The sequence below is a fragment of the Micromonospora sp. ATA51 genome (assembly GCF_016802855.1).
In the GTDB taxonomy this organism is placed as follows: Bacteria; Actinomycetota; Actinomycetes; order Mycobacteriales; family Micromonosporaceae; genus Micromonospora; species Micromonospora sicca.
Window position 1 is genome coordinate 1 of the sequence record NZ_JAEVHJ010000198.1, and the last position, 12,444, is coordinate 12,444.

At 74.6% G+C, this 12,444-nt stretch carries 10 protein-coding genes and 1 pseudogene; 8 read left to right on the forward strand and 3 right to left on the reverse strand.

All coding sequences use genetic code 11. From position 1 onward, the window contains the following. Positions 1-659 precede the first annotated feature (659 nt). From JNW87_RS25345 to JNW87_RS25355, 3 genes are read left to right on the forward strand one after another with little or no spacing between them, the layout of a single operon-like run. Positions 660-2,321 carry an AMP-binding protein gene (locus JNW87_RS25345; RefSeq protein WP_238454535.1) on the forward strand — a complete coding sequence of 554 codons (1,662 nt, stop codon included), beginning with the start codon at positions 660-662 and terminating at the stop codon, positions 2,319-2,321. Continuing rightward, positions 2,311-2,565, forward strand: a complete 255-nt coding sequence (locus JNW87_RS25350; RefSeq protein WP_238454536.1) for a glutaredoxin family protein — start codon at positions 2,311-2,313, stop codon at positions 2,563-2,565. The genes JNW87_RS25345 and JNW87_RS25350 overlap by 11 nt, the downstream gene beginning before the upstream one ends. 31 nt (positions 2,566-2,596) lie before the next feature. Beyond that, positions 2,597-3,256 (forward strand): HAD family hydrolase, encoded by a 660-nt coding sequence (locus JNW87_RS25355; protein WP_238454537.1) that lies wholly within the window; start codon positions 2,597-2,599, stop codon positions 3,254-3,256. A 7-nt stretch (positions 3,257-3,263) separates the two neighbouring features. Here the strand turns inward: JNW87_RS25355 and JNW87_RS25360 are convergent, their stop codons facing one another. Next, a complete protein-coding gene (locus JNW87_RS25360; protein ID WP_109801592.1) occupies positions 3,264-3,923 on the reverse strand; it encodes a response regulator transcription factor in 660 nt (219 codons plus the stop codon). Between the two features lie 130 nt (positions 3,924-4,053). Continuing rightward, positions 4,054-5,355: a sensor histidine kinase gene (locus tag JNW87_RS25365; protein WP_238454538.1), complete on the reverse strand. Its 1,302-nt coding sequence runs from the start codon at positions 5,353-5,355 to the stop codon at positions 4,054-4,056. A 414-nt stretch (positions 5,356-5,769) separates the two neighbouring features. On the opposite strand from JNW87_RS25365, the gene JNW87_RS25370 reads away from it, so the two are divergent. The 5 genes and pseudogenes from JNW87_RS25370 (at position 5,770) to hemB (ending at position 11,474) form a co-directional block, all read left to right on the forward strand. Continuing rightward, positions 5,770-6,540 (forward strand): redox-sensing transcriptional repressor Rex, encoded by a 771-nt coding sequence (locus JNW87_RS25370; RefSeq protein ID WP_238454539.1) that lies wholly within the window; start codon positions 5,770-5,772, stop codon positions 6,538-6,540. Further along, entirely contained in the window at positions 6,537-7,931 is a 1,395-nt protein-coding gene (locus JNW87_RS25375) for a glutamyl-tRNA reductase (RefSeq protein WP_238454540.1), read from the forward strand. Before JNW87_RS25370 ends, JNW87_RS25375 begins: the two co-directional genes overlap by 4 nt. Continuing rightward, positions 7,928-8,896 (forward strand): hydroxymethylbilane synthase, encoded by a 969-nt coding sequence (gene hemC, locus JNW87_RS25380; RefSeq protein WP_238454541.1) that lies wholly within the window; start codon positions 7,928-7,930, stop codon positions 8,894-8,896. The genes JNW87_RS25375 and hemC overlap by 4 nt, the downstream gene beginning before the upstream one ends. After that, positions 8,893-10,472 (forward strand): annotated as a pseudogene (locus JNW87_RS25385) (uroporphyrinogen-III synthase). Before hemC ends, JNW87_RS25385 begins: the two are co-directional and overlap by 4 nt. An 18-nt stretch (positions 10,473-10,490) precedes the next feature. Next, complete coding sequence (gene hemB / locus JNW87_RS25390) at positions 10,491-11,474, forward strand: porphobilinogen synthase (RefSeq protein WP_238454542.1); 984 nt, start codon at positions 10,491-10,493, stop codon at positions 11,472-11,474. On the opposite strand, the gene JNW87_RS25395 is transcribed toward hemB, so the two are convergent. Further along, complete coding sequence (locus JNW87_RS25395) at positions 11,468-12,076, reverse strand: hypothetical protein (RefSeq protein ID WP_238454543.1); 609 nt, start codon at positions 12,074-12,076, stop codon at positions 11,468-11,470. The genes hemB and JNW87_RS25395 overlap by 7 nt on opposite strands. Positions 12,077-12,444 lie beyond the last annotated feature (368 nt).

Sequence of the window (12,444 nt, forward strand, 5' to 3'; positions counted from 1 at the left end):
GGGTCGGAGTTGAAGGTGGCCTTCGCGACCTCGCCGTCGAAGAGCGTGCCGCCCCACTGGTGCAACAGCGAGTAGAAGGTCATCCCGCCGGTGAACTGGCCGGCCGCTCCGCGTAACCGAAGGTGGTCACCGGGCCTCCCCGATCGAGGCGGGGCACGGCCGCACCGGATGCCGCGGCGTCGCGGCGGGACCGGGTACGCCCCGGTCGGGCAGGGCCGTTCCGGGACGTGCCGACGGGCGGCAGATCCCCTTGAGGTGCTGGTCCAATGCGCTCACAGGCACGGGGGCCTCCTCGGGCTGAGGGGTGTCGACTCACGGCAAATGGGGTGAGCCGACCCGAGTGATGATAGGGGCCAACGTCACCCGCGCGTGGCAAGTCCGTTACACAGGGCGGAAGTATTTCCCTCCCCGTCGCACGAATGGCGGACCCGTTGTCCGTCGTGTGCGGTTGACTTTGCCGGCGAAAGCTGGTCGCAGTGGAAGGTCCTGGTCGGAGCGATTTCGACCCGCCGCTCGGCGTGTCGCGCCGGGCCTGCCGGGCCGGCGTCGACGGGGGCGGGGGAAGGAGGTCGGGCGGTCGCCGCCCCAGTCCCGTGAGCGGGACCGGACAAACCGTCCCGGGCGTACGGACGCGCGGGCATGGTCGGCCGGCGGCCACTATGCCAGACTCAGCCACCGTGCAGGACGCAGCCGACAGCTCCGCGCCCAACCTCGCCGACCGGCTCCGGCGGGCGGCGCTGGCCCACGCCGACCGCCCCGCGTTGCGCTGGCGGGAGCAGACCCTCACCTGGTCCGAACTGGACGCCGCGGTGACCGCCACGGCCCGGGCGCTCGCCGCCTCGGCGCCGGCCGCCCCGCCCGGCGACCGGCACCCACCCCGGGTGGCCGTGTCGTTCGGCAACACGCCGGACTTCGTGGTCAGCTACCTGGCGGTGCTGCGCGCCGGGCTGGTCGCGGTGCCGGTCAACCCCGGGCTCACCGCCCGGGAGCTGCGGCACGTGCTCGCCGACTCCGGCGCCGCCGTGCTGATCTGCGCCCCGGAGGTCCGCGACCGGGTCGCCGGCCTCGCCGCCGAGCTGCCCGCGCTGACCGCCGTGCACACCGCCCCGCCGGTGACCGACGGCGACGCCCGGGAGGAGTTCCCGACCCGGGGCGGGGAGGAGCTGGCGGTGCTGCTCTACACCTCGGGCACCGAGGGCCGGCCCAAGGGGGCGATGCTGTCGCACCGGGCGCTGGCCGCCAACCACGAGCAGGTCGGCCGGATCACCCCGCCGGTGGTCGGGCCAGACGACACCGTGCTGCTCGCGCTGCCGCTCTTCCACGCGTACGGGTTGAACTCGGGGCTGGGGGCGGTCGTCCACCACGGCGCGACCGGGGTGCTCGTCGACGACCTCGGCCCGACCGGAGCGCTCGCCGAGCTGGCCCGGCACCGGGTCAGCGTGCTGGTCGGCGTACCGTCGATGTTCCTGACCTGGGCCGACGCGGACCGCGAGGCGGTGGCGGCGGCGATGGCGTCGGTCCGGGTGGCGGTCTGCGGCGCGGCGCCGCTGCCGCCGGCCACCGCGGCGCGGTTCGCCGAGGTCGCCGGCCGCCCGTCGCACGTCGGGTACGGCCTGACCGAGACCGCCCCGGTGCTCACCTCCACCCTGGTCGGCGGGGAGCCGAAGCCCGGCTCGATCGGCCGTCCGCTGCCCGGCGTCGAGGTGCGCCTGGTCGGGCCCGACGGGGTCGACCTGTGGCGGGACGGAGTCGCCACGCCCGAGGAGGATCCGGACGAGCCGGACCTCGCCGACGACGGGCCGGGCACCGACCCGGGCGAGATCGTGGTCCGGGGCGCGAACCTCTTCGCCGGTTACTGGCCGGACGGCCGGGGCGGCCCGGACGGCGACGGCTGGTGGGCCACCGGCGACATCGCGTACGCCGACGAGGACGGTGACCTCTTCCTGGTCGACCGGCTCGGCGAGCTGATCCTGGTGAACGGCTTCAACGTCTACCCGCACGAGGTGGAGCTGGTGCTGGACGCGCATCCCCAGGTGGCCGAGTCGGCGGTCCTGGGGGTGCCGCACTCGCGGACCGGGGAGACTGTCCGGGCGTACGTGGTACGGGCGCCCGGCTCCGCGGTGACGGAGGCGGACCTGCTCGGCCACTGCGCCGCCAACCTGGCCCGGTTCAAGTGCCCGACCGCGGTCGAGTTCGTCGACGCGCTGCCGCACTCGGCGATCGGCAAGGTACGCAAGACCCAGCTCCGCCCGTCGGCGCCCCCGGTGCCGTCGCCGGCGCCGCCGACCGACACCCGCACGGAGGTACCCGATGTCCACTGACGCCCGGCTCACCCTGATCACCCGGCCCGGCTGCCACCTCTGCGACGACGCGAAGGCGGCGCTGGACCGGGTGGTGGCGGTCACCGGCGACCGGTGGGTCGAGAAGGACGTGACCGGCGACATCGAGCTGGAACGCGAGTACGGGGACCGGCTGCCGGTGGTGCTGCTCGACGGCAAGGAGCACGGCTACTGGCGAGTCGAGGAGGACCGGCTGCTGCGGGACCTGACCACCCCACAGCTCTGATCCCGTCGGCGGGCTCGATTATGGTGCTGCGATGACCCCTGCGCGGCGCCACCTGGTGTGGGACTGGAACGGCACCCTCCTCGACGACCTCGACCTGGTGGTCCGGGCCACGAACGTCGCCTTCGCCAGCGCCGGCGGGCCGGCCGTCAGCACCGACGAGCACCGGGTGCGGTTCCGCCGGCCGATCGCCGACTACTACGCCGAGATGCTGGGCCGGGCGATCGACGACGAGGCGTTCGGCCGGCTCGACCGGATCTTCCACGACGCGTACCGCGCGGAGCTGACCAGCTGCGCCCTGGCCGCCGACGCGACCGCCGCGATCGCGGCCTGGCCGGGCAGCCAGTCGCTGCTCTCCATGTGGTTCCACGACGAGTTGGTGCCGACGGTGCACACCTACGGCCTGACCCCGCACTTCACCCGGGTGGACGGGCTGCGGTCGACGGTCGGCGGCGGCTTCAAGGCGCAGTGGCTGGAGAAGCACCTGGCCGAGCTGGGCCTCTCCGGCGGTGCGGTGGTGCTGATCGGCGACTCGCTCGACGACGCCGACGCGGCCGAGAGCGTCGGGGCCGCCTGCGTCCTCTACACCGGTGGCCTCTCCGACCCCGCCCGCCTCCGCGCCTCCGGCCACCCCACCGCCGACACCCTCACCGAAGCGGTAACCCTCGCCCGCACCCTCCCCGACCGCCCCTGACCCGGGGTCAGGCGCGGAGGTGGGTGAGGACGGCGAGGACCCGGCGGTGGTGGTGGGTGGCGTCCGGGGGGAGGTTGAGCTTGGTGAAGATGTTGCGGACGTGCTTCTCGACCGCGCCGTCGCTCACCACCAGGGCTCTCGCGATGGCGGTGTTGGAACGGCCCTCCGCCATCAGGGCCAGCACCTCGCGTTCGCGCGGGGTCAACTCCCGCAGCGGGTCGTCGCGGCGGCGCCGGACCAGCAGCTGGCCGACCACCTCCGGGTCGAGCACCGTGCCACCGGCGGCCACCCGGGTCAGCGCGTCCAGGAACTCGTCGATCGCGGCCACCCGGTCCTTGAGCAGGTAGCCGATCCCGCCGCCGCCGGCCCCGCCGGTGGTCGCCAGCAGGTCGTCGGCGTACGACACCTCGACGTACTGGGACAGCACCAGCACCGGCGTACGCGGCACCAGCCGCCGGGCCTCCACCGCCGCCCGCAGCCCCTCGTCGGTGTGCGAGGGCGGCATCCGGACGTCCACCACCGAGACGTCGGGCCGGTGCGTCACCACCGCCTCGACCAGCGCGTCGCCGTCACCGACGGCGGCCACCACCTCGTGTCCCGACTCGGTCAGCAGCCGGACCAGCCCCTCCCGGAGCAGTACGGCGTCGTCCGCGATCACCACCCGCATGGTTCCGGTGTCTACCACGCCGCCGCCACCGGGACAGCCCTCCCAGCCCAGGGCGGGGTCGGCGGGGGCCGCTTCACCGGGGCGGCTCGGCGCGGGATCTCGCTCGGGCGCGGCGGGCCCGCCGGCCGCTTCAGCGGGGCAGTTCGGCACGGACCTCGCTCGGGCCGCCGGTCGGGCTGACCACGTCGAGCGTGCCGCCGGTGGCCCGGACCCGGTCGGCGATGCCGGCCAGCCCGTGCCCCTTGGCCAGGTGGGCGCCGCCCACCCCGTCGTCCCGTACGGCGATCTCCAGCCGGCCGACCCGGCGGGTCACCTCGACCTGGCACGAGGTGGCCTGGCTGTGCTTGGCGACGTTGGTCAGCGCCTCCGCCACCACGAAGTACGCGGTGTTCTCCACCGCCGGGTCGAGGCGCCCGCTGGGCGTGCCCAGCTCGGGTTCGATCATCAGCTCGACCGGGACCAGGGCGCGGGCGGCGAGGGCGGCCACGGCGCTGGGCAGGCCCCGGTCCACCAGGATCGGTGGGGCGATGCCCCGGGACAGGGCGCGCAGCTCACCGAGGGTCTCCCGGGTCTGGGTGACGGCCTCGTCCAGGGTTCGGCGGGCCGCCTCCGGATCCGCGGCGAGCTGCTGGCGGGCCCGGCTCAGGTCCATGGCGAGCCGGACCAGGCGCTGCTGCGGGCCGTCGTGGATGTCGCGTTCCAGCCGGCGCAGGGCGGACGCCTCGGCCGAGGCGGCGGCCCGCTTCTGCTCCTCCAGCGTGGTGATCCGGTTGCGCATCTCGGCCACCCCGGTGAGCAGGGAGCGGGCCAGGCCCGCCTGGAGCAGGGCGCAGGCCCGGGCCAGCAGCGGCAGGGTGAACAGGCAGAACACGCCCAGCGCGGTGTTCAGGACGATCCGCGCGCCGGCCCGGTCGCCCATCCCGAGGAGCTGGCTGAGGTCCTGGTCGTCCGGGCCGCGCGGGATGGCCCAGTCGTACGCGCCGTAGAGCGTGCCGGCGACGGCGACCGCCCACCAGACGAGCAGCAGCACGAAGGTCGGCAGCGCGACCAGCAGCTTGAGCAGGCCGTGCGCCAGGTCGAGCCAGGACTGGGCGTCACGCATCGGCACGAAGACCCGGCGCCAGAGCTTCGCGCCCGGCTCGGGGACCAGGTACTCGGGGCGTACCCGGGGCTGGCGCAGCACGGCGGGGAGCCGCAGCCGCTCGATGTCGGCCAGGCCGCGGGCCACGTAGAGGGTGCCGGCGAGGACCGGCAGGCCGACGGTGGTCACCAGCAGGCCGGCGCTGAGTGAGATCCCCGCCACCACGATCACGAAGCCGGCGAGGGCCAGGGGGAGGCCGAGCAGCACGTAGCCGGAGTCGCGCAGGAGTTGACGGGTGACGCCGCGGGCGGGTGCCGGGGCCGGCGTGGTGGCCAGGGGAATGGCGGTCATGCCACGAGGCTATGGGCGACGGCGGGCCGGACCCATCCCGTGCGCGGGCCTGTCCGGGGTGGGGTTCTCCCTACCGTGACCGGGTCGGCCGGACCGGCGGCGGGGAGTGACCCTCGACCAAGATCCATCATGACACAGCGCGACGGAGCGCGCGCGATTGGTCAGAGAAGTCGGGATTGAGCAATAATCGCCGAGCGGCGCCGATGGAGTGCGTCAGATCGATCTTGTGGAATGGAGGGGCAGGTGGAGGCGCGTCGCGGGCCAGCAAGATCGCGATTTGTGCACGTCTTCACAAGCGCCTACTCTGTAGTTCCGACGCGCCCTGCTAGCACAGCCGGCAACATCGGTCGCCAGCGGGAGTCCCGAAACGACCGGCCGCCGACGCTGGTCGAGGATCGCACCGCACGGAGTCTCATGAGTCAGCACCGTCACCCTGGCGCGCCCGGCCGCACCGGTGCCGTACCGGCGCTTCCGGACCTGCCCGAGGCGACCGTCGCGCGGCTCCCGGAATACCTTCGCGCGCTGCACAATCTCGCCGACGCCGGCCACGAGACGGTGTCCAGCGAGGGCCTGGCGAACGCCGCCGGCGTCAACTCGGCGAAGCTCCGCAAGGACCTCTCCCACCTCGGCTCGTACGGCACCCGCGGCGTCGGCTACGACGTGGCGCTGCTGATCGAGCAGATCGAGTCCGTGCTCGGGCTCACCCAGTGCCGCTCGGTCGCCCTGGTCGGCGTGGGTAATCTCGGTCACGCCCTGGCCGGGTACGACGGCTTCGCCAGCCGGGGCTTCCGCATCGCCGCGCTCTTCGACGCGGACCCGGCCCGGGTCGGCGAGGAGATCAACGGCCTGGTCGTCCGGCATGTCGACGAGCTGCCCCGGGTCGCCGCCGAGCAGCTGATCTCGATCGGTGTGATCGCCACCCCGGCGTCGGCCGCCCAGGCGGTCGCCGACCAGCTCGTCGCCGTCGGCGTGACGAGCATCCTCAACTTCGCGCCGTGCGTACTCTCGGTTCCGGAGGGGGTCGACATGCGCAAGGTCGACCTCGCGATCGAGCTGCAGATCCTGTCCTTCCACGAGCACCGCAAGGCGTCGCTGACCGCGCTCCCCGGCACCGCCGGGTCCGCCCTCACCGCCCTGCCCGGCGGGCTCGCGGCCACCGACACCCAGGAGGCGATCGGCACGTGAAACTGCTCGTCGTCGGCGCGTCCTACCGCACCGCTCCGGTCGCCACGCTGGAGCAGCTGGCGGTCGCCCCAGCCGATCTCACCCGCACCCTGGACCGCCTGGTCGCCCAGCCGTACGTCGCCGAGGCCGTGCTCGTCTCCACCTGCAACCGGGTGGAGGTCTACGCGGCCGTCTCCGGCTTCCACGGCGGCCTCGGCGACATCTGCGCCGTCCTGGCCGAGCAGGCCGGGGCCCCGCCGGCGGCGCTCGCCAACCACCTCTACGTGCACTACGACGCCGCCGCCGTCGACCACGTCTTCCGGGTCGCCGCCGGGCTGGACTCGATGGTGGTCGGCGAGGCGCAGATCCTCGGCCAGCTCCGGGACGCGTACCACTGGGCCAGCGGCGCCGACTCCGCCGGCCGGCTGCTGCACGAGCTGATGCAGCAGGCGCTGCGGGTGGGCAAGCGGGCGCACGCCGAGACCAACATCGACCGGGCCGGTCAGAGCGTGGTCACCGCAGCCCTGGACCTGGCCGCCGGTCTCCTCGACGGCGACCTCTCCGGCCGGCCCGCCATGGTGGTCGGGGCCGGCGCGATGGGCTCGCTGGGCGTGGCGACGCTCTCCCGGCTGGGCGCCGGGCCGCTCACCGTGACCAACCGCGGCGCCGACCGGGCCGTCCGGCTGGCCGAGTCGTACGGCGCGAACGCGGTCCCGATGGCCGAGCTGGTCGACGCGCTCTCCACAGTGGACATCGTAGTGGCCGCCACCGCGGCCACCGAACCGGTCCTCACCCGCGACGTGGTGACCCGGGCGTTGGCCCGCCGGGACGCCGGCCGGGGCCCGTTGGTGCTGCTCGACCTCGCCGTTCCGCGTGACGTCGAGGAGGGCGTGGCCGAGCTGGCCGGCGTCGAGGTGATCGACATCGACCGGATGGCGGCGATCCTCGCCGACGGGCCGGCCGCCGCCGACGCCGCCGAGGTGACCCGGATCGTCGCCGGCGAGGTCGAGGCGTTCCTGTCCTGGCTGCGCGGCGCGGACGTGGCGCCCACCGTGGCCGCCCTGCGCGGCCGCGCCGACGACGTGGTCACCGCCGAGCTGCGCCGGCTCGCCCAGCGCCGCCCCGACTTCACCGACGACCAGCGCGCCGAGGTCGCCCGGACGGTGCACCGGGTGGTGCAGCGGCTGCTGCACCAGCCCACCGTGCGGGTCCGCCAGCTCGCCGCCGAGCCGGGCGGCGACCAGTACGCGGCCCTGCTGCGCGAGCTGTTCGACCTGGAGGTGCCGCAGACCTCCCCGGTCGACAACGTCCCCGACGTGGTCGAGACCGACCCGGCCGGACGGCCGTCGTTCGAGGTCGCGGACGTGCCGGTGGCCGAATCCCATGTCCCGTCCACCGGAGGTGCGCGATGACCGCCCCCCTGCGCCTCGGCACCCGGGGCAGCGCCCTGGCGATGGCCCAGTCCGGCCAGATCGCCGAGGCCCTCACCGCGGCGACCGGCCGCGACGTCGCGCTGGTCGAGGTGGTCACCGCCGGCGACCGTTCCTCGGCCCCGGTGCACCGGCTCGGCGTGGGCGTCTTCGTCTCCGCCCTGCGGGACGCGCTGGCCGCCCGCACCATCGACTTCGCCGTCCACTCGTACAAGGACCTGCCGACGGCGGCGGCCCCCGGGCTGCACATCGCGGCGGTGCCGCCCCGGCAGGACCCGCGCGACGCGCTGGTCGCCAAGGGCGGCCGGACGCTCGCCGAGCTGCCGCCCGGCGCGGTGGTGGGCACCGGCGCGCTGCGCCGCATCGCCCAGCTGCACGCCCTCGGCCTGCAGTTGGAGGTCACCCCGATCCGGGGCAACGTCGACACCCGCCTCCGTCGGGTGCTCGGCCCGGACGCCGACCTCGACGCCGTGGTCCTGGCCCGGGCCGGGCTGGCCCGGCTCGGCCGGACCGACGTGATCACCGAGACGCTCGACCCGATGCTGATGCTGCCCGCGCCCGCCCAGGGCGCGCTGGCCGTGGAGTGCCGGGCCGACGACACCGACCTGGTCGAGCTGCTCGCGGTGCTCGACCACGCACCGTCCCGTGCCGCGGTCACCGCGGAGCGGGCACTGCTGGCCACCCTGGAGGCCGGGTGCACCGCGCCCGTGGCCGCCTACGGCGAACTCGCCGAGGGTGACGCCGGCGAGGAGATCTACCTGCGCGGGGCGGTGATCAGCCCGGACGGTACCCGTGACCTCCGGCTGTCCCGCACCGGAACGCCCGCCGACGCGGCGGAGATCGGCAAGGCACTCGCCGCCGAGCTCCTCGAACTCGGCGCCGACTCGATCCTCGGCCAAGAAGGACACGCCGCCCCGGGGACCCAGCAATTTGGGAGCAACGAATGACCCGCACCCGTAAGCCCGTAGGCCGCATCGCGTTCGTCGGGCCGGCCCCGGCGACCCGGGCCTGCTGACCCGCCGGGCGCACGACGCCCTGGTCGACGCCGACCAGGTGGTGTACGACCGGGGAGTCCCCGAGTCGCTGCTCGACGCCGTCCGCGCCCAGGCCAAGTCCGACGCCCAGTTCAGCCCCGCCGAGGGCGCGCCGGGGGACGTGGCGAAGGTGCTGATCTCCGCGGCCCGATCCGGGCAGAACGCGGTGCACCTGGTCGCCGGTGACCCGTTCGGCCACGACTCGGTGGTCAAGGAGGTGCAGGCGGTCGCGCGGACCGCCGCGCACTTCGAGGTGGTCCCGGGCGTCGGCCAGGCCGAGGGCGTGGCCACCTACGCGGGTGTGCCGCTGCCGGGGGTGCGGACCGCCGCCGACGTCGAGGACGTCAGCACGCTGGACTTCGACGCGCTGGCCGCCGCCGTCGGCCGGGGCTCGCTCGCCCTGGCCGTGGACGCGGGTGACCTGGCCGCGATCCGGGACGGCCTGCTGGCCGCCGGGGTGGACGGCACGACCGGCGTCGGGGTGACCGGGGACGGCACCGGCGAGACGCAGTACACCACCACGTCGACCGTGGACTCGTTCGTCGCGGCGGCGCTCGGCTTCACCGGCCGGGTGGTGCTCACCATCGGCGAGGGCGTCGGCCAGCGGGACAAGCTGAGCTGGTGGGAGAACCGCCCGCTGTACGGCTGGAAGGTGCTCGTTCCCCGGACCAAGGAGCAGGCCGGCGTGATGAGCGCCCGGCTGCGCGCGTACGGGGCGATCCCGTGCGAGGTGCCGACCATCGCGGTCGAGCCGCCGCGTACCCCGGCCCAGATGGAGCGGGCGGTCAAGGGCCTGGTCGACGGCCGGTACGCCTGGGTGATCTTCACGTCGGTCAACGCGGTCCGCGCGGTCTGGGAGAAGTTCGCCGAGCACGGCCTGGACGCCCGGCACTTCGGCGGCGTCAAGATCGCCTGCATCGGCGAGGTGACCGCCGACGCGGTCCGCGCGTTCGGCATCCAGCCGGAGCTGGTCCCGTCGGGCGAGCAGTCCTCCGAGGGGCTGCTGGCCGAGTTCTCGCCGCACGACGAGATCCTCGACCCGGTGGGCCGGGTGCTGCTGCCGCGCGCCGACATCGCCACCGAGACGCTCGCCGCCGGGCTCACCGAGCGCGGCTGGGAGGTCGACGACGTGACCGCGTACCGGACCGTCCGGGCCGCCCCGCCGCCCGCCGAGATCCGCGACGCGATCAAGTCGGGCGGGTTCGACGCGGTGCTCTTCACCTCGTCCTCCACCGTCCGGAACCTGGTCGGCATCGCCGGGAAGCCGCACGCGCGTACCGTTGTTGCCGTCATCGGGCCCAAGACGGCGGAGACCGCGACCGAGTTCGGCCTGCGGGTCGACGTGCAGCCTCAGCACGCCTCGGTGCCCGACCTGGTGGAGGCGCTCGCCGCCTACGCCGTCGAGCTGCGCGAGAAGCTCGCCGCCATGCCGGCGAAGCAGCGCCGCGGCTCGAAGGTGCAGGGGCCGACCGCCCTGCGGTTCCGCTGATCGTCAAGGAGGCCCGCCATGCCGTACCCCGAGATCCGGCCCCGCCGGCTGCGCCGTAACGCGGCGGTGCGGCGGCTGGTCTCCGAGACCCGCCTCGACCCGGCCGAGCTGGTCGTGCCGATGTTCGTCAAGGAGGGGCTGACCGAGCCGCGCCAGATCGCGTCGCTCCCGGGGGTGCTCCAGCACTCCCGGGACTCGCTGCGCAAGGCCGCCGTCGAGGCGGTGCAGGCCGGGGTCGGCGGGATCATGCTGTTCGGGGTGCCCGCCGAGCGGGACGCCACCGGCTCCGGTGGCCTCGACCCGAACGGCATCCTCAACGTGGCGATCCGGGACGTGGTCGCCGAGGTCGGCGACGCCACGGTCGTGATGAGCGACCTCTGCCTGGACGAGTTCACCTCGCACGGGCACTGCGGCCTGCTCACCCCGGACGGCGGGGTCGACAACGACGCCACCCTGCGGGCGTACGCCGAGATGGCGGTGGCCCAGGCCGCCGCGGGCGTCCACATGGTCGGGCCGTCCGGGATGATGGACGGCCAGGTCGGCGTGGTCCGCCGGGCCCTGGACGCCGCGGGTCACCAGGACGTCGCGGTGCTGGCGTACGCGGTGAAGTACGCCTCCGCGTTCTACGGCCCGTTCCGCGACGCGGTGGAGTCGGCCCTGGAGGGCGACCGGCGGACCTACCAGCAGGACCCGGCGAACCTGCGGGAGTCGCTGCGCGAGGTGGAGCTGGACGTCGCCGAGGGCGCCGACCTGGTGATGGTCAAGCCGGCGCTGCCCTATCTGGACGTGGTGTCGGCGGTCCGGGCCGCGGTGGACGTCCCGGTCGCCGCCTACCAGGTCTCCGGCGAGTATGCGATGGTCGAGGCGGCCGCCGCGAACGGCTGGATCGACCGGGAGCGGGTGATGGTGGAGACGCTCACCTCGATCCGCCGGGCCGGCGCCCAGATCATCCTCACCTACTGGGCGGTCGAGGCCGCCCAACTGCTCCGCCAGCGCTACTGAACGCTGACGGTCACCACCTTCAGCACTTCCTCCACGGAGTAGACCCGACGGGCCCCGGCGGGCAGCTCGGCCCAGGCCACCCGGAGCGACGTGTCGTCGGCCCAGGCGAGCCCCTGGATGCCGCCGGGCACCGGCAGCCGGCGGGGAGTTCCGATCGCCAGGTCGACGCGGAGCTTGCCGGTGCCGGTTTCGTAGACGGCCACCCGCTGCTGTCCGCCGTGGTTCGGGAGGAAGTACGGGACGGCGACCAACCGGCCGTCCGGGGAGAGCCGAAGCCCGTTCATGCAGATCCCGTCGGCCGTCAACCGCGCGATCCGCTTTCCGTCGACGAGCCGGCGTACGTCCGTGCGGCAGGGCTGGTCCGTGCGCTGCTCGGCCAACCGGTCGGAACCGACCGAGGTCTGGCTGGCCGCCATCAGGTCGACGCCCGCGGCCGACGACCGGAGCAGGATCCGCTCCCGGCCGGTGGTCAGCTCGTGCGCGACGATCCCCTCGTCCCGCGCCAGGTAGGCGTACCGCTGGTCGGCGCCGAGCAGTTCGACGCTCTGGCCCTTGATCCGTACCTCCCGGCTGATCTCCACTGCGTCGTCCGGACCCAGCACCACCAGCTTGATCGACAGGCCCTCGACGTTCGGCCGTCGGTCCGCCGTACCCCGGGCATCAGGTCGGTGGACAGGAGTCCGACCAGCCGCCCGTCCGGCAGCGCCGCGCCGGGGCTGAAGTCCTTCGGCGTCCGGTGCCGTCGCACCGACCCGTCCGGTAGCACCTCGCCCCCGCCGCGCAGACCGACTTCCGGCCCCTTCCCGCGGTCGAGCCGCCAGGTGTTCCCATCCACCGCGATCATCAATCGCTGCGCCGGCTCGGCGGGCCGGATGGTGGGCGGTGGCGGCGCCGGCACGGGGCTGGCCGGCGCGGGTGCGGTGGTCGCGGGCCGTGCCAGCCGGCCCCCGGCCAGCAGCGGGACCGCACC